Origin of the sequence: Rahnella victoriana (assembly GCF_021276285.1) — a bacterium.
GTDB classification, from domain to species: domain Bacteria; phylum Pseudomonadota; class Gammaproteobacteria; order Enterobacterales; family Enterobacteriaceae; genus Rahnella; species Rahnella victoriana.
The window spans coordinates 3,907,881-3,931,726 of the sequence record NZ_CP089919.1 but is presented as its reverse complement, the minus strand read 5'-3'; the positions used below and the strand labels follow the sequence as shown (position 1 = coordinate 3,931,726).

The following is a 23,846-nucleotide window of genomic DNA, read 5'->3' as shown; positions in this document are numbered from 1 at the left end:
GAAACGAATGTCTTTTGATTTCTCCACCGTCACCGACCGTCACGGCACCTGGTGCACACAATGGGATTATGTCGCTGATCGTTTCGGCAGTGCCGACCTGTTGCCGTTCACCATCTCCGATATGGATTTCCCCGCTGCGCCGTGCATTCTCGACGCGCTGCAAAAACGTCTGCAACACGGTGTGCTGGGTTACAGCCGCTGGCAGCATGATGATTTTCTCGGCGCGGTGGCGCACTGGTATCAGCAGCGTTTTAACAGCCAGATTGACCGCGACATGGTGGTGTACGGCCCGTCGGTGATTTATATGGTGGCGCAACTGATCCGCCAGTGGAGTCAGCCGGGCGATGGCGTGGTAACGTTCACCCCGGCCTATGATGCGTTCTTTAAAGTGGTAAATGGCAATCAGCGCAACATGCTGACCTGTCCGCTGATAAAAAACGGCAATGACTGGTCGCTGGATGCGCAACAACTGGAAAGCCTGCTGGCGCAACCGACCTGCTCACTGCTGTTGCTGTGCAGTCCGCACAACCCGACCGGTAAAGTCTGGACGCGCGAAGAACTGACGCTGATCGCCACCCTGTGCGAACGTCATAATGTGCGGGTGATCAGCGATGAAATTCATATGGATATGGTCTGGGGCGACAACCGGCATACGCCATGGAATGAAGTGGCGCGCGGCGAATGGGCATTGCTGACATCCGGTTCGAAAAGCTTCAACATTCCGGCGCTGACCGGCGCTTACGGGTTGATCAGCCATAAAGCGCAGCGCGATGCGTACCTGCATCAGCTCAAAGCCTTCGACGGCTTATCCTCCCCGGCGGTACTGGCCGTTCATGCGCATGTTGCCGCCTATCACCACGGCGAACCCTGGCTGGATGCGCTGCGCGACTATTTGCTGGCCAATCTGCGTTACGTCGCAGACCAGCTGAATGCCGCTTTCCCGCAGCTGAACTGGCAACCGCCGCAATCCACCTATCTGGCATGGATTGATTTGCGCCCGCTCGGACTTGATGACAAACAGCTGCAAAAAACGCTGATCGAACATCAAAAAGTCGCCATCATGCCGGGTTATACCTACGGCGAAGAAGGCAACGGTTTCCTGCGTCTGAATGTCGGCTGCCCGAGATCGAAAGTGGAAGCCGGTGTTGAAAAATTAATCAATGGCATCAGAGAGTTGGTCTGAGCTCCTCCCCCTGCGAAGGGGGAGGTTGGGAGGGGGTTTTAAGGGCAAACACCCGGTCAATGAACACTTCAACCTCCTGATATTTCTTTAATACCCCACCCCAACCCTCCCCTTCGCAGGGGAGGGAGCAAATTCAAAACCCTTCTTGTTGCGCAACTAAATACAGTTATAATGCCCCGCACATTTCAATAATAATGAGTGCACACCATGATCGACACACGCCTTCCCCTGACCGATATTCACCGCCACCTTGATGGCAACATCCGCGCTCAAACCATTCTCGATTTAGGCCGTCAGTTTACTCTGTCCCTGCCTGCTAACGAACTTGAAGCCCTGCGCCCGCACGTGCAGGTGATGCATACCGAACCGGATCTGGTGAGTTTTCTGCAGAAACTCGACTGGGGGGTCAAGGTGCTGGGCGATCTCGATGCCTGCCGCCGTATTGCTAAAGAAAACGTCGAAGATGCGGCGAAGGCCGGTCTGCACTATACCGAACTGCGTTTCTCCCCGTATTACATGGCGATGAACCACAAACTGCCGGTGGCAGGCGTGGTGGAAGCCGTGATCGAAGGGGTCCGCGAAGGTCAGCAGAATCATGATATCGATGTGCGCCTGATCGGCATTCTGAGCCGTACCTTTGGGGAAGACGCCTGCCTGCAGGAACTGGAAGGATTGCTGGCGCACCGCGACGGCATTACCGCGCTCGATCTGGCCGGCGATGAACTGGGCTTCCCGGGCAGCCTGTTCCTCAGCCACTTTAACCGTGCGCGTGACGCAGGCTGGCGGATCACCGTCCATGCCGGTGAAGCCGCAGGGCCGGAAAGCATCTGGCAGGCGATCCGTGAACTGGGCGCTGAGCGCATCGGTCATGGCGTGAAAGCCGCGCAGGATCCGGCACTGATGGATTTCCTGGCGAAGCATCAGATTGGTATCGAATCCTGCCTGACCTCCAACATTCAGACCAGCACCGTCGCGTCGTTTGAACAGCATCCGCTGGCGATTTTCCTGCGCCACGGCGTGCTGGCATCAATCAATACCGATGACCCGGCGGTTCAGGGCATTGAGATTGCTAACGAATATCTTGTTGCCGCCCCGGCAGCCGGTCTGACGCAGAACGAAATCCGCAAAGCACAGGAAAACGGCCTGACCATGGCATTCCTGACCGAAGCTGAAAAGCAGGCGATCCGCAACAAAGTGTCCGCATAACCGTTTCTCAGACCATAAAAAAGGGCGGGATAAACTCTCCGCCCTTTTCTTTTTCCGCCGTGGTTTACACGGTTTTGACTTCTTCTTTTTTCACCAGCGCCGCCGCTTCTTCACGCGCCACACGTTTGGCATAACGCGAGGCCAGCACCGCGCAGACCATCAGCTGGATCTGATGGAAAATCATCAGTGGTAACACCATCGCGCCCACAGCCGCCGCCGGGAACAGCACGTTCGCCATCGGAATACCGTTAGCCAGACTTTTCTTCGAACCGCAGAACACAATGGTGATTTCGTCTTTGGTATTAAAACCAAACAGACGCGCCACGTAGGTATTGATCACCAGCACGATGGTCAGCAGAACAATGGAACAACCGAGGATCGCCAGCAGCGACCAGCCGTTGATCTGATGCCAGATCCCCTGCACCACCGCCTCGCTGAACGCGACATACACCACCAGCAGAATCGATGAACGGTCAGTGACGTTAACGATTTTTTTATGACGTTGCACCCATGCGCCGATCAGCGGACGGCAAAGATGCCCGATAATAAATGGCACCATCAGTTGCAATACGATGGAGCCAATCGCGTGCAGGGTGTCGCTGGTGCCGCCCTGCGTGTGCATCAGCAGTCCGACCAGCACCGGCGACAGAAACACGCCCAGAATGCTGGATGCGGACGCGCTGCAAATCGCTGCCGGAATATTGCCGCCCGCCACAGAGGTATAGGCGATCGCCGACTGCACGGTAGCGGGCAGTGCACAGAGATACAGGAAACCGTAGTACAACGTCGGCGTCAGAATGCCCACCGGCACCAGCCATTTCATGCCCAGCCCCAACAGCGGGAACAGCGCGAAGGTGCTGAGGAACACCACCACGTGCAGCCGCCAGTGGCTGATCCCGGCCATGATCGCTTCACGCGAAAGCTTCGCGCCGTGCATAAAGAACAGCAGCGCGATGGCGGCGGTGGTCAGGTAGCCGAAGAGGGTTTTATAAATCCCTTCACACGGAAAGAACGACGCAATCACCACCACACACACCAGAATCAGCAAAAACTTGTCAATTTTCAGACGTTGTAACCAGGACATGAACCTTCCTTGCAAAGTGAATAACAAACGAAAAAGAAAGATGCCACCGTGGTGACATCTTAAAAGCGTAGACGACGTGTTAGTTCTTGATGACTTTCAGTGTCGCCTGTTGTTCCGAGGACTGCATCCCCAGTTCGAGCATTTCCATCACGCGGATCGCATCAGCGGCAGGGACCGGATTGTCGCCCTGTCCGTTAATCGCATCACGCACACCGGCGTAATAAGCCGGATAATCACCCGGAATGGTCAGCAGGGATTTCTCGGCCAGCACGCCGTCATGGCTCAGCGTAATCACACCGTCGCGCTTGTCGAAGCCCCAGTCCGGCTGAGGCAAACGCTCACCGGCTTTCAGACGATCTTCCTGCGGATCCAGCCCAAACTTCACGTAGCTGCCCTTTTCGCCCTGCACGATAAAGCGTGCCGTTTCCGCCACCGCATACACGGTGCTGTGCAGCACCACGCGACGCCGCGGATAGGTCAGCACGGCGTTGAAATAATCCACCGCTTTGCCGCCCGGACGCAGCACCGCCAGATCTGCCTGCAACGCATCCGGCGTGCCGAATAATTGCAGCGCCTGATCCAGCAGATGCGAACCTAAATCGAACCAGATGCCGCTGCCCGGCGCATCACTTTCACGCCAGCGTTGCATCACCTGCGGCTTGTAACGGTCATAATGAGATTCGAAATAAACGATATCGCCCAGCGCGCCTTCGTTGATCAGCGCCTTAACCGTAAGGAAATCCGAATCCCAGCGACGGTTATGGAAGACCGACAGCACTTTGCCTTTCTCACGCGCCAGCACATCCAGCTCGCGGGCCTCTTCCAGTGTCACGGTGAAGGGCTTATCGACGATAACGTGCTTACCGGCTTCCAGCGCCAGCTTCGCCAGCGGGAAATGGGTGGTGTTCGGGGTCGGGATCACCACCAGATCAATGGACGCATCAGCGAACAGTTTTTCCGGCGAATCAACCACTGCAACATGGGGCCAGTCGGCATGAACTTTGCCCGCATCGCTGCTGGACACGACCGCCAGTTCAAGGCCGGGGGTGCCATCAATCAGGGGGGAATGGAAGGTTTTGCTGGCAAAACCATAGCCAACAAGGCCAACGCGGAGGGTCTGGGTCATATGATTTCCTTTATTTAACGGGCTAACCCGCAGGACGCTAATCATCTGATTTGACACCAGCTTACAAAGCTGGACAAGAGAAATTTTTCGTGGGATTGCCAGCCGAACTGGCCAGATGCTTGGGCTCGCCGCCCAAACGGGCGCAAAGGGTTTTAAACGAAACCCTTTGGAATCCTGCGTTTTTTAACTGCGCGCTATCGCTTGCTGGCCATGTTTCAGGTACCACAGCGACAGGCTGGAAATCTTGCCGCTGCGCGGTTCCTTCTCTCGGTCCTGGAGCCTTAGGTCTCCAGGCCGCTCCGTTCAGCAAGATTTCTGAATCGCCCGCACGATCTTAAAATCAACGACAGATTGTTTTTCATCTTTGCTCCTCCCCCTGCGAAGGGGGAGGTTGGGAGGGGGTTTTAAGGGCTAACACCTTGTCAAGGTAAACTTCAACTCATTGATTTTACTTTAATACCCCACCCCAACCCCCCCCTTCGCAGGGGAGGGAGTTTCTCGGTTGCCGATAAGGAAACAGATCCTTAGGCCATAACAGACACGCAGCGATAAGCCACACCTAAGGCAAATCAGATCATCGGCAGATTCAAATGATTCCGTTCTGCACACGCCTGCGCCTGATCATACCCCGCATCGGCATGGCGCATCACGCCGGTGGCCGGATCGTTCCACAGCACGCGTTCAAGGCGGGCATCGGCTTCGGGCGTGCCGTCCGCCACAATCACCATGCCTGCATGCTGTGAAAAGCCCATACCGACGCCGCCGCCATGATGCAGACTGACCCACGTCGCGCCGCCTGCGGTGTTGAGCAAGGCATTGAGCAGTGGCCAGTCGGACACCGCGTCGGAGCCGTCTTTCATGGCTTCGGTTTCACGGTTCGGGGAAGCCACAGAGCCGGTATCCAGATGATCACGGCCAATCACCACCGGCGCTTTCAGCTCGCCGTTGCGCACCATTTCATTGAATGCCAGCCCGGCAAGATGACGCTCGCCCAGCCCCAGCCAGCAGATACGCGCCGGTAATCCCTGGAAGGCAATACGTTCGCGCGCCATGTCCAGCCAGTTGATCAGATTCGCGTTATCCGGGAACAGTTCTTTCAGTTTGGCGTCGGTTTTATAGATATCCTCCGGGTCGCCGGAGAGCGCCACCCAGCGGAACGGGCCTTTACCTTCGCAGAACAGCGGACGGATATAAGCAGGCACAAAACCCGGAAAATCAAAGGCATTCGTCACCCCTTCATCTTTGGCAACCTGTCGGATGTTATTGCCGTAATCCACTGTCGGGATACCCATCGCATGGAAATCCAGCATCGCCTGAACGTGTTTCGCCATCGACGCCCGCGCGGCTTTTACCACCGACTGCGGATCAGACTGCCGCGCATCCTGCCATTTTTCGAGACTCCAGCCTTCCGGCAGATAGCCGTTCAGCGGGTCGTGGGCCGATGTCTGGTCAGTGACGATATCCGGACGCAGACCGCCTTGTTTGGCACGGGCGACCAGTTGCGGCATCAGTTGAGCGGCATTGCCCAGCAGCCCCACCGAAATGGCTTTCTTCTCTGCGCACGCTTTTTCGATCATGGTCAGCGCTTCATCAATGCTGTGCGCTTTGTAATCGAGATAACGGGTGCGCAGACGGAAATCAATACGCGATTCCTGACATTCAATGGCCAGCACACAGGCTCCGGCCAGCACGCCCGCCAGCGGCTGAGCCCCGCCCATCCCGCCCAGACCGGCTGTCAGGATCCACCTGCCGCGCAGGTTGCTGTCATAATGCTGACGCCCCGCCTCCGCGAAAGTTTCGTAAGTGCCCTGCACGATGCCCTGTGCACCAATGTAAATCCACGAACCGGCGGTCATCTGGCCGTACATCATCAGACCGGCTTTATCCAGCTCATGAAAGTGATCCCAGTTTGCCCAGTGCGGCACAATATTGGAGTTGGCGATCAGCACGCGCGGCGCGTCGGTGTGGGTGCGGAAAACGCCCACCGGCTTACCGGACTGCACCAGCAAGGTTTCGTCTTCTCGCAGCGCGCGCAGGCTGGTCAGAATGGCTTCAAAGGCAGGCCAGTTACGTGCGGCTTTGCCGATGCCGCCATACACCACCAGATCTTCCGGGCGCTCGGCGACATCCGGATCGAGGTTGTTTTGGATCATGCGGTACGCCGCTTCAATCAGCCAGTTCTGGCAGCTCAGTGCTGTGCCATGAGGCGCACGGACAACGCGGGCAACCGCGGTTTTTTGTGGAGCGTTCATCGTCGTATCCTTATATCAATTCAGAATGAAATCAGGCAAAACCGGGCAGCAGCGCTTCGATGGCCGCCGGCCAGTGTTCGCGGGAAGCCCAGAGACGCATCATCTCGACATCCGATGCCATCAGGCGGTCTTTTTCAAGGAATGCCACGTTTTCGCGGATGGCTTTCATCTCATTTTCCAGCGTCGGGGAGCTTTTCAGCGGACGATGGAAATCAATGCCTTGCGCGGCGGCCATGGCTTCGATACCCACCACGACGCTGGTGTTGAAGCACATATCACCCAGACGTCGGGCTGCATACGTGGCCATGGAGACGTGATCTTCCTGATTCGCCGAGGTCGGCAGGCTGTCCACGCTGCCCGGATGTGCCAGTGATTTGTTTTCGGAGGCCAGTGCGGCCGCGGTCACCTGCGCGATCATAAATCCGGAATTCACCCCGCCGTCATTGACCAGAAACGCAGGCAAACCGGAAAGACCGGTATCGAGCAGCAACGCCATGCGGCGCTCTGAAATCGCGCCGATTTCAGCCACCGCCAGCGCGATGATGTCAGCAGCGAATGCCACCGGTTCGGCGTGGAAGTTACCGCCGGAAATCACATCGCCATTTTCGGCAAACACCAGTGGATTATCGGATGCGGCATTGGCTTCAATGCGCAAAATGCGGGCGGCATGATGCAGGTTATCCAGACAGGCACCCATCACCTGCGGGACACAGCGGATGGAGTACGGATCCTGCACACGACCACATTCTGCATGAGACGTAACAATGTCACTGCCGGCCAGGATCTCAGTCAGTGCCGCTGCCACGGCCATCTGCCCCTGCTGACCGCGTGCCTCGTGAATGCGTGCGTCAAGGGGCTTAACCGACCCTTTGATCGCTTCCAGCGATAATGCGCCCGCCACCAGTCCGGCAGAAAATACCCGTTCGGCTTCAAACAGACCTGACAGCGCCAGCGAGGTGGACACCTGCGTACCGTTGAGCAACGCCAGCCCCTCCTTCGGTCCCAGCTCGAACGGCGTCAGCCCGACAATCGCCAGCCCGTCGGCGGCGGCCATTTTTTCGCCTTTGGCCGTCACCTGACCTTCACCAATCAGCATCAGCGAAAGGTGCGCCAGCGGTGCCAGATCGCCGGAGGCACCGACCGAGCCTTTCTCAGGAATGCACGGATACATACCGGCATTGAACAAGGCGATCAGCGCATCAATCACCTCAATGCGGATACCGGAATGCCCGCGTGACAGGCTCAGCACTTTGGTCGCCATCACCAGACGCACCACGTTATCCGCCAGATCCTTGCCGATACCCACGCTGTGCGACAGCACCAGATTGCGTTGCAGCTCTGCCAGCCGCTCCGCAGGAATGCGCGTCTGAGCCAGCTTGCCGAAACCGGTGTTAATGCCGTACACCACTTTCCCGGACTCCACAATACGGGTTACCGTTTCCTGCGATGCCAGCACGCCAGCCCGCGCCTCCTCAGCCAGTTCAAGGCGGACATTGCCCTGATAAATCTTGCGCAGCATCGGCAGGTCAACATGACCGGGTTGCAGGCGGCAAAGGGATAACTCAGTGGTTGAAGAAGCCATAATCTATTCCTGTATAGACAAGTGAAACCGGAAGTAAACCCGGCTAAGGACTCAGCCCGCCGGGTGTTTATGCTTAAAAAACCATGTCGGGACAAATCAGTGATCTATCGCCTGCATCGTTTCGGTACGAATCTCTTCTGTGACATGCGCTTGAGGGAGTGCGCCAAAGGGCCATCCATCAGCAAAATGTTCGGGTCATTCGCCAGTGCGCGCGCGATGGCGGTACGCTGTTGCATGCCGCCGGAAAGCTGACGCGGAAAGTGCTGCTCAAACCCGCGCCATCCGACCTTATTAATAAAGTAGTCGCTGCGCTCCTGTTGCGCCGCTATGCCGCAGGCAAATTACGCGACTGACTCCATTACTGTATAGTCTTGTCTATACAAGTCAGTCAGCCATAACGAAGCAAGCTTTATGCCAGTTCCGGCAGATGCCGTTTTAACGCCCTTCATTCCCTCCGGCGGCGGTTTTGACCGTCACGGATGAATCAATGCAGTGCGTGATACGCTCCGTTTTAGCGCAACCTCCTCGCAGGGTTAATCGGTGATCGAGGCCCACAACAACAGACAGTGGTCAGGATGCGTAAGGGGAACAAGGTTCACAAAATCCTCTCCTTGCTGCGTGGCGGGTTCAGACCAGTATCCGCCCTCACCCGCACTGATTTCCGTGCCATCCGGCAGTCGCCATGTGCCGCTGATGACATAAACCACACCGCCGTTTTCACGGGTGATACGCAGGGCTTCTCTGGCCGCTTTGACCTGTGCGGCACAGCATGCACGGCGGGTCATGATGTTGAAATCGGTCGTCACACCGCCCAGCAGACGCGCGCTGAGGGCGATATCCCCGCTGAACGCAAACGGCTCGCCGGTCGTATCCAGCCTGTGGTTTACGTCAGGGTTAGCCTGTAAATGCACGCCCTCGCCGCTCAGTAAGGTGATGGAACGGTCAATGCCGGGAAACGCCGAGAACGGGCCGTCCTGTGCAATCGTGGCAATGCTCGCCCGCCAGTCAAACTCCCTTTTTCCCGGCGGAAAACTGATAATTTCGCGGGTTTCGCCGCCGCCATTGCGCCACGGGCTGACCGGCAGGGTATTGAAGGAGAAATACTGCCAGCCTTTCATGCGACGTTCTCCGCGAGCTGATTCAGAAGTGTCAGGAAATCTGCGGCGGCTGCCTGCTGCTGTTCATGCTGACCATTGACGATGCGCGGAATGCCCCCGACATACACATCGCGGATCTGCCCGGCGTGTCCCGCAAACAGCCAGCGGTTGAGCAAGTCACTGTTTTTAGCCGCTGCCAGATACGGATCCTGCCCGTCGAGCACGAGCCAGTCGGCACGATAACCCGCCGTTAACTGGCCGATCGCCGCGCCGCAGGCCTGTGCACCGCCCTGCAATGCCTGCGTATACAGCACGTCGCCGACAGAATGCTGTGCTGATGTGGTCAGCCTGTTTCGCCGCTGGTCGCGCAGCCGCTGACCGTATTCAAACCAGCGAAGTTCTTCCACCACGTTCAGGGAAACATGGCTGTCAGAACCGATCCCCCAGCGCCCCGCATGGGCCAGATAATCCACACCAGGGAAAATACCGTCGCCGAGATTGGCTTCCGTCGTCGGACATAAGCCCGCGACCGCGCCACTGTTTGCCATACTCGCCAGTTCAAAGCGGTCGGCATGAGTCGCGTGGATCAGGCACCAGCGGGCATCTATATCCAGATTGTCATACAGCCAGGTGATCGGACGTTGTCCGCTCCAGCCCAGACAGTCGCTGACTTCTTTCTGTTGCTCGGCGATATGAATATGCACCGGCAGGGTTTTGTCACCGGCCTGCAAAACATTTTGCATCTGTTCCAGTGTGACGGCGCGCAGGGAATGGAAGCACAATCCCTGATTTTGCAGCGTTTTCCCGTTCAGTTGCTGGCGGATAATGTCCTGCTGTTGCAGGTAGCTGTCCGTATCCTGAATAAAGCGTTTTTGCCCGGCCTGTGCAGGTTGCGCACCAAATCCGGCGTAGCTGTACAGCACCGGCAACAAGGTCAGACCGATACCGGTCTGCGCGGCGGCGTCACTGAGCTGCGCGGTCATTTCACCGCGATCTGCATAGGGCTGACCGCTGATGTCGTTATGCAGATAGTGGAATTCCGCCACCTGTGTATAGCCGCCTTTGAGCATTTCGATGTAAAGCTGGCGGGCAATCACGCCAACCTGTTCAGGCGTCAGGCGCTGCACCATGCGGTACATCAGATCCCGCCACGTCCAGAAGCTGTCCTGCGGGTTACCGGCGACTTCAGCCAGCCCTGCCATGACCCGCTGAAAAGCGTGAGAATGCAGGTTGGGCATACCCGGTACCACCGGCCCCTGAAGGCGCAGACACCCCTCAGCCTCTCCGCCGGGAGTCACCGCTGTCAGTATTCCGGCGGCATCAACGTCAAGACGCACATTGTGCGCCCAGCCGTTAGCCAGTAAGGCGCGTGAAGCAAAATAAGCAGGCATGACAGCTTTCCTGAACAAGTAAGAAGAAACATAAACGCAATTTAATGGAAACAATTGCAAAACTTTTAAGCGACTTGTCTATACATATACATATGCCTGATTGCGCTGTAAACTTGCGACAACCCTTTTTTTATAAAATTAGTTTTCCGTCACGCCCTTTCCGTTTCGTTTCCCCTGCAGGAAACTGGCGGGCGGACAGGCAAACAATCCCAATACGTCTGGAAATTTATTGAGTGAGGTAAGAGACATGTCGGAGTCCACCCCCCTTTCGCCAACTGGCACCGCGCAACAGGACGTGTCACAGCAGACATTGTCCGAGCTGGCGGCGGCGATGAGCGACACGCCCGCGCCGATTTACCAGCGCGTCAAGCAGGCGATCATCAGTCAGATCCGCGCCGGTGTCTGGAAACCGCATCAGCGCGTGCCTTCTGAAAGTGAGCTGGTGAATGAAATTGGCGTCAGCCGCATGACCATTAACCGTGCCCTGCGCGAACTGACCAGTGAAGGTTTTTTGATCCGCATGCAGGGGGTCGGCACCTTTGTCGCCGAAGCCAAGGCCTACACGCCGATGCTGGAAGTGCACAACATTGCCGATGAGATTGCGCGGCGCGGTCACCGCCATGACAGTAATATTCTGGTGTGCGAAGCGCGGCTCGCCGATGCCGATCAGGCACGGCAACTGGGGCTTGCCACCGGTGCCATGATGTTTTACTCGCAAATTGTTCACTACGAAAACAACGTGCCGGTACAGATCGAAGACCGTTATGTGAACCCGGAAACCGCACCGGATTATCTGCAACAGGTGTTGAATAAGCAGACGCCTTACACCTATCTGATGGAAATGGCCCCGCTGACCGCCGGTGAACATCGCGTCGAGGCCATCAGCGCCAGCGATGAGCAGCGCGAATTGTTGCAGCTTAACGAGCATGAGCCTTGCCTCCTGATCCACCGCCGGACCTGGAGTGGCAGCCGCGTCGTCACCTCTGCGCGCCTGATTTATCCCGGTTCCCGCTACCAGTTATTTGGACGTTTCACCAGCCATGGCTGATTTCCGGCCTACCTTAAACGCGGCTTTCGCAGGCCGCTATCCCTTCGTTTTAATTTTGGAAGACGTCTCGTAATAAGAAAAAACTATCGCAGGCCGCCTTGCTGGTTTAACGGTTATGCGTTAGGTTGACTTTAGTTGTCTATACAAGATGAATTCAGCCTGGAGCCTGTCATGCCGGTAGCGATGTCCCCTCATTTATCCCCCGAATCCCCTTCACGCGCTGACAGCGTATGGCGTGGTGCCACACTGGTGACCATGCAGGACGGGCATTACAACCTGACTGAAAATGGCGCGATCGCGGTATCTGACGGGAAGATCGTCTGGACCGGCACGGCGGCGGAATGTCCTGATTTTGCGGACGCTGTTCAGCATAAATTTAACGGCGGGATCATCACGCCGGGATTTATCGACTGTCATACACATCTGGTGTTTGGGGGTGACCGCAGCGGGGAATTCGAGCAACGCCTTAACGGCGTAAGTTATGCCGACATTGCCGCAGCAGGCGGCGGGATTTTATCCACCGTCAATGCCACCCGCGAGGCGAGCGAAGAGGAGTTGCTGAAACAGGCGTTGTTCCGGTTGCAACCGTTGCTGGCCGAAGGCGTGACCTGTGTGGAGATCAAATCCGGCTACGGCCTGAGCATTGAAAGTGAGCTGAAAATGCTGCGGGTGATCCGCCGGTTGGGCAGCATGTTGCAGGCAGAGGTGAAATCCACGTGTCTGGCCGCGCACGCCCTGCCACCCGAATACAAAGGTCGCGCCGATGACTACATTTCGCTGATTTGTGAGACGTTACTGCCGCAGGTCGCCAGCGAAAACCTGGCCGACGCGGTGGATGCATTTTGTGAACATCTGGCTTTCTCGCCTGAACAGGTGGAACGGGTTTTTACTGCCGCACAGGCCTTGGGTTTGCCGGTCAAACTGCATGCCGAACAGCTTTCGTCCCTGCATGGCAGCGCCATGGCCGCACGGCATCACGCGCTGTCAGCCGATCATCTGGAATACGCCACGGCGGAGGATGCACAAGCGATGGCAGCCAGCGGCACGGTCGCCGTTTTACTGCCGGGCGCCTATTATTTACTGCGGGAAACGCAGTGTCCGCCGGTTGAGGAATTCCGTAAATATCAGGTCCCGATGGCACTGGCCAGCGACGCTAACCCCGGCACATCACCGGCGCTTTCGTTGCGTCTGATGCTGAATATGGGCTGTACCTTGTTCCGCCTGACACCGGAAGAAGCCCTGGCCGGGATCACCTGTCATGGCGCACGGGCGCTGGGTTTGCAGGAAACGCATGGCACGCTGGAAGTGGGAAAAGTCGCTGATTTCATTCACTGGCCGCTGTCGCGCCCTGCCGAACTGGTTTACTGGCTGGGCGGTCAGTTGCCCTGCACCGTCGTTTATCGTGGAGAAGTACGAGGAGAGTTCCGTTCATGAGCCTTTCTGCCGCTAATGTTATTGCTGAGCCGTATCAGTTTATTCCCTGCACTGCGCCGCTGCTGATCAGTATCCCCCATGCGGGCACACACCTGACGCCCGAAGTCGCCAGCGGCCTGAGCGATGCCGCCCTGCCGCTTTCAGATACCGACTGGCATATCCCGCTGCTGTATGATTTTGCCCGCTCACTGGGTGCCAGCATTCTGGTGGGTCAGTACTCGCGGTTTGTGATCGACCTCAACCGTCCGGCTGACGATAAACCGCTGTATACCACTGCCACCACCGGCTTGTATCCCGATACATTATTCGACGGACGCGCCACCTTTAAGCCCGGCATGACCCCCACCGTTGCGCAGCGCAAGATTTATCTGGAACAGATCTGGCAGCCCTATCATCAGAAAATCCGGTCAGAACTGGCACGCATGAAGCAGGAATTCGGTTACGCATTGCTGTTCGATGCGCACTCCATTGCCTCCGCTATCCCGCGCCTTTTCGACGGACAGCTTCCGGATCTCAATCTTGGCACCAATAGCGGCGCGAGCTGTTCCCCGGCGCTGAGCGAAATCCTGGAAAGAACCTGCCAGCAACAATCACGTTTCAGCCATGTGCTCAATGGCCGTTTTAAAGGCGGATATATCACCCGCGCTTACGGTCAGCCGGATGACAATATCCATGCCGTACAGCTTGAACTGGCGCAGGTGAATTATATGGAGGAGATAGAGCCGTTTGCTTATGCGCCTGATAAGGCGGCTGAATTGCAAGTGCTATTGAAGCAGTTACTGGCGGGGATGGTGAGATGGGGAGAAGATGCTTATAAACTGGGCGCTGTGGCTAAATAGCTGATTTGCCTTTGATCCTTCCCCTGCGAAAGGGGGTTTTTACAGACAAAACCATAGCGGGTGCACACTCTAACCTTATGATCTTTATTTAATACCCCACCCCAACCCTCCCCTTCGCAGGGGAGGGAGCCGACCGGATCATTCTTTGGGTTTTGACTTTGCTCCTCCCCCTGCGAAGGCGGGTTTTACAGACAAAACCATAGCGGGTGCACACTCTAACCTTATGATTTTTATTCAATACCCACCCCAACCCTTCCCTTCGCAGGGGAGGGAGCCGACCGGATCATCCTTTGGGTTTTGACTTTGCTCCTCCCCCTGCGAAGGGGGAGGATGGGAGGGGGTTTTACAGACAAAACCATAGCGGGCGCGCACTCTAACCTTTTGATTTTTATTTAATACCCCACCCCAACCCTTCCCTTCGCAGGGGAGGGAGCCGACCGGATCATCCTTTGGGTTTTGACTTTGCTCCTCCCCCTGCGAAGGGGGAGGATGGGAGGGGGTTTTACAGACAAAACCATAGCGGGCGCGCACTCTAACCTTTTGATTTTTATTTAATACCCCACCCCAACCCTCCCCTTCGCAGGGGAGGGAGTTGTCCGAACTCACACTTCAAATCGCAATACTTGTCGGCTCAAATCCTACTTAAAGTCCGCATACGGCACTAACGGCTGCGGCGGCATATCCAGATCCCCCTGCCAGCCGCTCATGGAATATCGGGCGTAAAGCAAGAAATGGCTTGGCGTGTAATCTTTCGCCTGCTGGATGTCGATCCCGCCACCTACGGTCCAGTGGGAACTGATGCGGCGTTCCACCAGCGCCTGTAAGGTGTAACCAAATCCGGAGCTGCTGCTGCCGGTTTCGATGGCGCTTTTATCCGGTAACGAATCAGGTATCAGGTTCTGGATCGGATAACGTTTCTCATCGCTGGTGGAAGAACGCGACCAGGAGACGGAACCGCCGAGCTGCCATGACCAGTTCTCCGTGCGCTGACGGTAATTCACCGGCACCGACAGCGAGAAGTATTGCTGCGGACTGTAGTAACCGCCTTGTCCCAACGTGTAGCCGCTGAGATCTTTCTGGTAATGCCAGATCATCGAGCTGAGACCCACGGTGGCGCGGCGGTTGTCTTCGTTGATGACTTTGTAGTAATAGCCGCCCATCAGCCGTTCACGGGTGTTGTCTTCGACATTTTTACCGGTGAGCTGATGCGCACTCAGATCAGCCCAGACGCCGTTAGCCAGCCCCTGATCATAACTTAAACCCAGACTGGCACCGGTGGCACGAACACCGCCCCAGGTGGTGCCGGTACCCGGATCTTTTGCGCCCGCGAAGGAGAGTAAGGAACTGGAAACCGGACGGCGTGAGACGGTGGTTGTCCAGCCGATATCCCCCCAGTCACCGCTGTAGGCCAGCCCGCCAACCCAGTCGACCACCGGGAAGCCCAGCGGCGTGGTGCCCAGATCCCCTTTCCATTTGTCATTTTCCCAGCCCGCGCCAAGGCTGACGCCGTTGGCTGTCTGGCTGCGGTAACGCCGGCAGTTCCGGTCGCTACAGGTGCCGAAACTCTCTTCATAGTTTCCGTTCTGATTATCGAAGGTCCCCGCGTCCATACGCACCCAGTCAGCACGCAGGAATCCGCGCCCCTGATAGACCGGCATATCCGCCTGCAACATGGTGGTATTTGCGGTCAGATCGGATTTCCCCGGCGTACCGCTGGATGTCCACGAATCCGTGTCCACGGTGAAATTCACATCCTGCTGACGGTACAGGTCATGCGCATCAGAGCGTATGCCCCGTTTCAGCCAGTCATCGGTCGCATTATTGCGGGTCAGCCGCGTATAGCTGTCGTTATCCTGCGGGGCCGTGTCGGTGATGCCGCTTGCGACCATTGCCTGTTCGTAATCCTGACGTGCCAGGTGTGGCTGCCCGAGCTGTTGTTCAAGGTTGGCGGCGTTACGGTAAATCAGTGCCTTATCCTGTCCGGCCGGTTGTGAACGTGCAGCGGTTTTCAGCGGCTGTAACAATGCCGCAGCTTTGGTGGTTTCCCCCACGTCGCGCCACGCCATGGCGACCCGACGCTGCTGATTCAGACTCAGATCCTGCAAATCGGCCTGCTGTAACTGCTGTTTCGCCTGCGTGGTATTGCCAGCGGCAAGGGACGCATCAATGGCGGTGAGGGTGGTATCAAGCTGAATACGCTGCGCCATGTCGCGCATGTTGTCGTCCCACTTCGCCTGCGGCAAGGTGTTCAGATGGCGCAGTGCGGCGTCATCACGATCGGAACCGGACAGATACAACGCATAGGCGTAAACCTGCTGCGGATCCGCCGGGCGTTTTGCCGCCAGACGCGCAAAAGCGGCGTCGGCCTGCGCAGGCTCCCCGGCTTCGCGTAAGGCGTTGGCGTAATGGTAGGTGGTCCAGACATCGTCCGGATTCAGTTTCAGCACTTCGCCATAGCGGTTCGCCGCCTGATTCCAGTTCGCTTCAGCGGCGTATTTTTCAGCCTGTTCAGTGACAATGTCACTTTGCAGGCCACGCTGTTTGTCGCTGAGTTTCGCCCGTGAGGATGCGGGTAAGGAATTGATGTAATCCAGCGCTTTCTGCGGTGACTGCCGCTGATAGATATTCGCCAGTCCGCGCTGGGCGCTGCTGTTATCGCGTTCCAGCCCCAACGCACGGCGGTAAGCCTGCTCCGCCCGGGGATCGTTTTTGCGCTCAACCGCCACGTCGCCGAGGCCAATTAACGCCCACGGATCGCGGGAGTCCAGACGCTGCGCCTGCTGATAGGCCGCTTCTGCCCGATCAAGCTGCCCCGCTTTCAGCGCCTTATCGCCCTGTTCGATTTTCAGCCAGTAGCTGTTGGTCTGGATCAGGCTGTTCCATTTACCGGCGTTATAACCGTCGGTTTCGGCGGCTTTTGCCTGCTGAAAGAGGGTCAGCGCCTGCTGGCGGTTACCGGCGCGGGAATAGGCCAGTCCCATTGCGCCGAGCACTTCGGCATCGTCGGGTTTGGCCTGCAAGGCCTGTTTCAGTGGCGCAATGGCCCCTGTCGAACCACCATTATCGATTTGTGCCAGACCGCGAACCCGTGCCTGATAACGTGGATCGGCCAGCAATGCCTGCTGGCGCTGGAGTTCCTGTTGCGCGGCAATCACCTGCGGGCCGGTGTCGAACGTGGCGATAAACTGTTGCAGCGCATCAACGCTCGCGTTGCCCACCGGCTGATCTTTAATTTTTGCCAGCCATAAATCAGCCGCAGGCGAACGCCCTTCATTGGTGGCGGCGACTTGTTTAATCAGCGCCACCGCGTTGGCATTATTCCCCTCTTCAAATGCCATTTGGGCCAGCTGCAGACGCAACTGCACATCCCCCGGATACTGGGTGTTCAGCGCCTGAAGCTGCGCCTGTGCACGGGCTTTCTGCCCCGGCAGGCGGGCGATCAGTTGCCAGTATTCCACCGCCAGATCCAGCGTCGGCGGCTGACCGCCAAACAGATCGTCGTACTGCGCTTTGGCGTCGTCCAGACGCCCTGCCGTCGCCAGCAGTCGCGTTTGCTGGAGTTTCTGCTGCATTTCCGGCGAGGCGATTTTCAGGCTGAGCTGTGCCTGCCGGTATTCTTCAGAACCGGGGGCGACCTGTTTGATTTTTTCCAGTTGCTGCTGTGCTTTTGCCTGATCGCCTTCGCGTAACAAGAGACGCAAACGGGCGGACAGCACTTTGGGATTCTGCGGATCCATCAGTTCCAGCCGGTACAGCGACTGACGCACCAGTTCGTCCTGATGACTGGCTTCACCTACCCGCACCTGCTCCAGCAACCATTGCCCGGGAGAGACAACCGGTGCGGCAAACGCAGGCGCGGCCAGCAGCACCAGCCCCCATGTCAGGGCCAGTCTGCTGCGGGGAAACCAGCGGGTACGGCGTGTGTTCACGGGCTTATTCCTGGTCATCATCATCAGACAGACGACGACGGGCCAGAGAACGCAGACCGGTCCACAACAGGATAGCCGCCAGCACCACCACAATCACCGCCATCAGTGCCAGTAACACCGGATGAGTAGCCAGCGCATTCCAGACACGTTCCCACCACGGCAGATGGCCGACATAATAGGTGTCGCCCACTTTCAGACTGCTCACGCCGGAATCACGCACCACTGATACGGAGCCAAACACCAGCGCCCGCTGTTTGGCATCCTGCATCGCGGTATTTAACAGCTCAAAGCCCTGCTGACCGTTTGCCATCAGCGCCACCACACTGCGCTGATCAAAGTACGGGGACTGCAAACCAACCACGGCGGCGACCGGGCCTTGCGCGCTGATTTGCGCACTGGCATCCACCCGCGCATCACTGGCCGGTGCGGTGTTATCCGGTAACGGCGTCTGGCGGATTGGCGTGTTCACGGCATCCCGCGCCGCGTCGATCAGCAGGTTGGCTTTTTTGTCGTCACGCATACTGTCGTCACGTAAATCCGCTGGCAGCTTGCCGATCACCAGCAGGTCGGCATCGGTGGCTTTGGCTTTCGCTGCATCTTCCGTCAGCCCGACACCCAGCGCCGGATAACCGGTCAGCGCGCCGATATTGCCCATCGCATCCAGTAAAGTGGTCAGCTGAACCGGCTGCGGCTGCGGTTGCACCAGCACCAGCGTCTGCGACAAATCGGCCATGCGGCTGAACGGGAAACCGGCATTGGCAAACGCGCGCAGATCCGGCATCGCCATAAAGTGACGGTAACCGGAAAAATCGATAGTCGAACTGTCGTCAATCACCACATGATTAGGCACCGTGGTGTACGTTTCGCAGCGTCCTTCAGTGCCGCTTGCCAGCAACGAGGTGTAATCAAAATCAAAGCGCATCTGGTTGACGGCACCCAGTTTCAGCGCCGGAATGTTCAGGTCTTTATTGCCATCGAGCAGCCCCTGTAACAGCGACAGACGCAGCAGTTGCGAATCCTGATCGTGTCCGGTTTTCAGGGTCAGATCCTGCACAAACTGGTTATTCAGACTGATGCTCAGCCGCGAGGTGTTTTTCAGCTGCGGCGAGGTGTAACGGTATTTCAGCCGCATATCAATGCCGGTGCTGTTGATCAGGAACAGATCCGGCGGCAGGTTGATGTTGAGCGCGATCGGATTCGGTTGCAGACCGTCAGACTGTAACTGTTCGGCATACTGTTTCAGCTCACCAAAATTCATTGGCCGGTCGGTGCGCACCCAGTTGGGCGCGTCATACGGCTGGCGGGACTGGATCTGTTCGACTTTATCGACGCCAATCGTTTCGCCACGGAACAGGATATTGCCCTGGGCGATGCCTTTTACCGCCGTCAGCAGATCCTGATCATTACGCCCTAAAATCAGCAGCATTTTGACGTACGGATTGTCCGGACGGCTGACCATCTGCACCACCGGCCCTTTCACCGGCGGCATCTCTTTGAGGAAATCAGGACGCCTGTCGTTGGTGGCAAACACCACCGCGTGGCTGTCCGGCAACTGGTTGTACAGCGTCGGGAAGGATTGCCCGCGCCACTGCGCTTTGGTGCCGAACCAGGAGGCGAGGATCGCCGCCGCCTGTTGCTGGCTGGCATCCGGAGACGCGGCAAACACCATCGGCAGGCTGAGCGGACGGCTGTCGCGTGCATCAAAAAACGGTACCGGGAAATGCGCCAGATCGTTGCTTAATGGCAGTTTCTGATATTGCAGACTGAGCGAGCTGCCCTTGCCGATTTCCAGCCACAGCGTGGAGTTAGCCGGGTTTTCGCAGACGTTCTGGTAATGGCCGACAAACTCCAGACGGATGCGGTTAAAGTCAGTGATGTAACGCGGGTCGATAGCCATCTGCAGGTGATTTTTCTTACCGAGCTGGTCTTTATCGATCACCTCAACGCCCATCAGCTGGTCATTGAGATACACCTTGAGATGCGACTGCACGGGGATCAGCGACGGCGACGGCGTGAATTCCAGATTCAGGGTCGCCTGGGTGACCACTTCGTCACTGCGCACCCCAAATTCAATTTGTCCGTTCGGCTGAATGCCGCGCAAGGTGATCGCCCCCGGTGTCGGGGCCACATCCGCAAAAGGTAAGGTCAGGCTGCGAACCGGCGCACCCGGAATAATCATCGGAGTCACCGCGGGCGCCACCATCGGTAATACGGCCTGCGGTGACGGCGTGACGCTTTCCGGCGCAGGAGCCTGTTCACTGAATGCTGGTGCCGCTGAACCCAAAGCCAATGTCATCAATGCGGATGCCATCAAAGTCGATAAAGGAAGTCTTTTCATTGTTTTGTCATCATCAGGTTGGACTCATCAGGCTGAACGGCCAGCGGGGGATTGCGCGGAGCAAAAGACAGCAGCCAGCTGCCAAACGATTGGGTTTTTGAGGCCAGCGGGCGATATCGCTTCGGTGCGATATCCAGCATGCGCAGATAACCGCGAATACCCAGCCCCAGCACTTCACGCAGGCTTTCCATCGGTTTGTCTTCCGGGAAGCTGTCCTCGCGCAGTACCCAGCTGTCCGCCCGGGCGAACGTACATTGAATGAAATCAATATGTTGCCGCGTGGACAGCGGCAACAGTTGCATGCCGATGTTTTTGCCGAAAACGCGGCTGATTTGCATCGGGAAAGTGTATTCCTGTTGACCGCGGTGCAGCAGTAACGTGACGTTGTCACCCGCCTGAAACTGGCTGGCACTTTCGGTTTCCAGCCCGACGCCGCTGTCGGAGTAATCCTGCACGGTGCAGACATAAATGTGTCCGTCAGGCTTTAATAATGAGGCGGGCATTCTGGCTTCGACGCGGTGCGCCTGTCTCACCTGTTTGGATTCAAAGGCCACCGCAATCGCACCGCCGAGAATAATCATGTTGTAAATGACCCACGCCATACTCACCAGCGTCGTCAGGATTTCTCCGGCGCTGCCGTACATGATGCGGTAAATCCCAAAGAACAATCCGGCAAGATTCAGCAGCATCAGGATCTGATACGGGCGGCTGATTTTCCAGTCCACATAAGCCTGTTTGTTCAGGCCGCCTTTGGCCGTGACGTTGAAGGTCCCGGCGTGCGGATTAAATAACGCCACCGTGGTCGGTCGGGCGATATACCAGGCCAGCACGGTTTCGTAGATTTCATTCCAGAATGAGTGACGGTATTTGCCCTGCACCCGCGAGTTGGTCAGGCTGGCGTGGATCATATGTGGCAGCACATACAGCGCGATCGCCACTGCCGGTGCGTAGATGATGTACGCATGCAGCAACAGAAAGGCCAGCGGCGCAGTAAGGAAGATCAGCCGCGGGATACCGGCCAGAAAGTGCAGCATGGCATTGGCATAACATAACCGTTGCGCCAGTTTCAGCCCTTTGCCGAACAGCGGGTTATCGAGACGGAAAATCTGCACCATGCCGCGCGCCCAGCGGATGCGCTGGCTGACATGCGCGGAGAGGCTTTCAGTCGCCAGCCCCGCCGCCTGCGGAATGCGGATATACGCCGAGCTGTAACCGTGCCGGTGCATACGCAAGGACGTATGGGCATCTTCGGTCACGGTTTCCACGGCAATGCCGCCGATTTCATCGAGAACGTCACGGCGCAACACCGCGCAGGATCCGCAGAAGAAGCTGGCATCCCACAAGTCATTGCCGTCCTGCACCAGCCCGTAGAACAGTTCGCCTTCATTCGGCGTGCGGCGCATACGCCCAAGATTACGCTCGAACGGATCCGGCGAGAAAAAGTGATGCGGCGTCTGCAACATGCTGAGTTTTTTATCTTTAAAGAACCAGCCGACGGTCAGTTGCAGGAAAGAGCGCGTCGGGACGTGGTCGCAGTCAAAAATTGCCACCAACTGGCCGGTGGCCTGTTTCAGCGCATTGTTGATATTCCCTGCTTTGGCGTGTTCATGGGTTTCGCGGGCAATGTATTTCACCCCGATTTCATGGGCAAAATCGGCGAACTCCTGCCGGTCGCCGTCATCAAGCAGGTAAATGGTCAGTTTTTCACGCGGCCAGTCCAGCCCCAACGCCGCATACAGGGTCGGTTTCACTACACTGAGATCTTCGTTGTATGTCGGGATCAGCAGATCCACCGTCGGCCATGTTGAGACATCCGCAGGCATCGGCACCGGTTTACGGTTCAGCGGCCAGATGGTCTGGATATAGCCCAGCACCAGCACCGTCCAGGAATAGGTTTCCGCGCCCAGCAGCAGCAGGCCGCAAATCAGGCTCAGCGGATCGTCCCAGTTCAGCGTCGAGGTATAACGCCACCACAGATAGCGGCAGGAAATGGTCAGCGACAGAACAATCATCATCAGCGCAGGGAAGCGGCCGGGAATGCGACGGATGATCATCGCGATACTCCACAGCAGCACCACGAAAACAAACTGCGCGATATAGCCAAACGGCTGAGAAATACAGAACATCGCCAGCGTAAAGGCGACAAGCCCTGCCAGCAACATCAGCAGGCGTTTACCGAGACGGCTCATTTTGCCAATGCGCCGCGTGACGCGTCTTTCCAGCGGATTCTGCGTCACCTGTTTCGGCAGGGATTCCAGCCAGCGGTGCGCCCTTTCGCGTAAACGTTGAGGCCAGCGGGTATAGACAAAACGCTCGCGCACGCCTTCGGACGGCAAAATCACCAGCAGCCACAGGCTCTGCACCAGATAACGCAGCGGATCAGCCAGACGCGGACGCGACGGCGAAATATGCGGATACCAGCGGGTGCGTTGTGCGCTGACACGCTGCCAGACCGGCGATTCGAATCGCAGAAACAGCCAGCACAGCGCCACACAGACAATCATGGTACCGGCAGCAAATCGTGAGGACTGGCTGGCACGATAACGCCGGTAGCGGTTTTGTAATTCGGCCACCACCGGCGGGACCAGAAACAGGTTCAGCACGCGGTTCATTTTTCCGGACTCCGCGACGCATTTTTGACGCCACGCAGATTCAGCAGAAACCAGTTAGCCAGCGTGTTTATCTCACGGCTGATTTTGCTGTTATCTTTCCATTCCCCGACCGGTTGTTTTGCGGCCAGCGACTCCGCCATGGCTTCATCACGGTGTAAAATCACCGGGATTAACGCTGGCAAGGTTTCCTGCCACAGCAGCAGAATATCCTGTTGTAACTGGCTGGAAGGAATGAACTGATTCAGCAAATAGCGACCGTTTTCCGGCAAGGCATGCTGATGCAAACGGAGATGCGACTGGGTATCGGCGTGGATCAGCATTACCGTGCTGTCGGCAATATTTTGCGCAGGCACAGGATCAGCCGCCGGAGAATCAATCAGTATCCAGTCGTAAACACCGGTGTTTTTAAGCTGAGTGATGGCGGTTTGCCAGTCGAAAGCGGACGCAGCCGTCGCGTCAGGAGAAAGGTGTCCGTAGGGTAAAAAATCAAGATGGGAATGATAGCGCATGGCCGCGTTCTGCCAGGGTTCGCCCGCAGTATGCGCCGCACACCAGCCGCGTCCCTGAGTGAAAGGCATGCCGAAATGCAAGCGCAGCACGTTTTCCGGTGAAAAGTCGATCACCAGCACCTTTTCATGTAATTGCGCGAGACCCCAGGCCAGTGCAGCCGTCACCGATGTGGTGCCTGTACCGCCACGAAACCCCTGTAAGGCAATGACCGCCAT

General features: G+C 57.2%; 15 protein-coding genes and 1 pseudogene. 5 read left to right on the top strand and 11 right to left on the bottom strand.

Annotated elements, in window-relative coordinates; translation table 11 throughout:
* Positions 1–7: 7 nt before the first annotated feature.
* Both J9880_RS18145 and add read left to right on the top strand, forming a co-directional pair.
* Positions 8–1,183 carry a MalY/PatB family protein gene (locus J9880_RS18145; RefSeq protein WP_232769719.1) on the top strand — a complete coding sequence of 392 codons (1,176 nt, stop codon included), beginning with the start codon at positions 8–10 and terminating at the stop codon, positions 1,181–1,183.
* A 207-nt stretch (positions 1,184–1,390) separates the two neighbouring features.
* Entirely contained in the window at positions 1,391–2,389 is a 999-nt protein-coding gene (add, locus tag J9880_RS18140; protein WP_232769718.1) for an adenosine deaminase, read from the top strand.
* 64 nt (positions 2,390–2,453) lie between these two features.
* Here add and J9880_RS18135 read toward each other — a convergent pair whose 3' ends face one another.
* From J9880_RS18135 to J9880_RS18105, 7 genes and pseudogenes are all read right to left on the bottom strand, one after another.
* Positions 2,454–3,473 carry a bile acid:sodium symporter family protein gene (locus J9880_RS18135; RefSeq protein WP_119826100.1) on the bottom strand — a complete coding sequence of 340 codons (1,020 nt, stop codon included), beginning with the start codon at positions 3,471–3,473 and terminating at the stop codon, positions 2,454–2,456.
* 79 nt (positions 3,474–3,552) lie between these two features.
* Complete coding sequence (locus J9880_RS18130; RefSeq protein WP_119826102.1) at positions 3,553–4,599, bottom strand: oxidoreductase; 1,047 nt, start codon at positions 4,597–4,599, stop codon at positions 3,553–3,555.
* A gap of 569 nt (positions 4,600–5,168) precedes the next feature.
* Complete coding sequence (hutU, locus tag J9880_RS18125) at positions 5,169–6,851, bottom strand: urocanate hydratase (protein WP_195817138.1); 1,683 nt, start codon at positions 6,849–6,851, stop codon at positions 5,169–5,171.
* 31 nt (positions 6,852–6,882) lie between these two features.
* Positions 6,883–8,433, bottom strand: a complete 1,551-nt coding sequence (gene hutH / locus J9880_RS18120; protein ID WP_131693915.1) for a histidine ammonia-lyase — start codon at positions 8,431–8,433, stop codon at positions 6,883–6,885.
* 167 nt (positions 8,434–8,600) lie between these two features.
* Positions 8,601–8,759 (bottom strand): annotated as a pseudogene (locus tag J9880_RS25085) (ATP-binding cassette domain-containing protein); the annotation flags it as partial.
* A 207-nt stretch (positions 8,760–8,966) separates the two neighbouring features.
* Complete coding sequence (locus J9880_RS18110) at positions 8,967–9,551, bottom strand: HutD/Ves family protein (protein ID WP_131693914.1); 585 nt, start codon at positions 9,549–9,551, stop codon at positions 8,967–8,969.
* Positions 9,548–10,921: a formimidoylglutamate deiminase gene (locus J9880_RS18105; RefSeq protein ID WP_131693913.1), complete on the bottom strand. Its 1,374-nt coding sequence runs from the start codon at positions 10,919–10,921 to the stop codon at positions 9,548–9,550. Before J9880_RS18105 ends, J9880_RS18110 begins: the two co-directional genes overlap by 4 nt.
* Before the next feature lie 247 nt (positions 10,922–11,168).
* On the opposite strand from J9880_RS18105, the gene hutC reads away from it, so the two are divergent.
* The 3 genes from hutC (at position 11,169) to hutG (ending at position 14,242) form a co-directional block, all read left to right on the top strand.
* Positions 11,169–11,969, top strand: coding sequence for a histidine utilization repressor (gene hutC / locus J9880_RS18100; protein ID WP_095922086.1), 801 nt, complete (start codon positions 11,169–11,171; stop codon positions 11,967–11,969).
* Between the two features lie 171 nt (positions 11,970–12,140).
* Positions 12,141–13,403: an imidazolonepropionase gene (gene hutI, locus J9880_RS18095; protein ID WP_131693912.1), complete on the top strand. Its 1,263-nt coding sequence runs from the start codon at positions 12,141–12,143 to the stop codon at positions 13,401–13,403.
* Complete coding sequence (gene hutG / locus J9880_RS18090) at positions 13,400–14,242, top strand: N-formylglutamate deformylase (protein ID WP_232769717.1); 843 nt, start codon at positions 13,400–13,402, stop codon at positions 14,240–14,242. The genes hutI and hutG overlap by 4 nt, the downstream gene beginning before the upstream one ends.
* A 638-nt stretch (positions 14,243–14,880) precedes the next feature.
* Here hutG and bcsC read toward each other — a convergent pair.
* Genes bcsC through bcsQ form a run of 4 tightly spaced genes read right to left on the bottom strand, consistent with a single transcriptional unit; the run spans position 14,881 to position 23,846 of the window.
* Positions 14,881–18,171, bottom strand: coding sequence for a cellulose synthase complex outer membrane protein BcsC (gene bcsC / locus J9880_RS18085; RefSeq protein ID WP_119826122.1), 3,291 nt, complete (start codon positions 18,169–18,171; stop codon positions 14,881–14,883).
* Between the two features lie 4 nt (positions 18,172–18,175).
* Positions 18,176–20,509, bottom strand: coding sequence for a cellulose biosynthesis cyclic di-GMP-binding regulatory protein BcsB (bcsB, locus tag J9880_RS18080; protein ID WP_232769716.1), 2,334 nt, complete (start codon positions 20,507–20,509; stop codon positions 18,176–18,178).
* Positions 20,506–23,121, bottom strand: a complete 2,616-nt coding sequence (gene bcsA, locus J9880_RS18075; protein ID WP_232769715.1) for a UDP-forming cellulose synthase catalytic subunit — start codon at positions 23,119–23,121, stop codon at positions 20,506–20,508. Before bcsA ends, bcsB begins: the two co-directional genes overlap by 4 nt.
* Positions 23,118–23,846 (bottom strand): cellulose biosynthesis protein BcsQ, encoded by a 729-nt coding sequence (bcsQ, locus tag J9880_RS18070; RefSeq protein WP_232769714.1) that lies wholly within the window; start codon positions 23,844–23,846, stop codon positions 23,118–23,120. The genes bcsA and bcsQ overlap by 4 nt, the downstream gene beginning before the upstream one ends.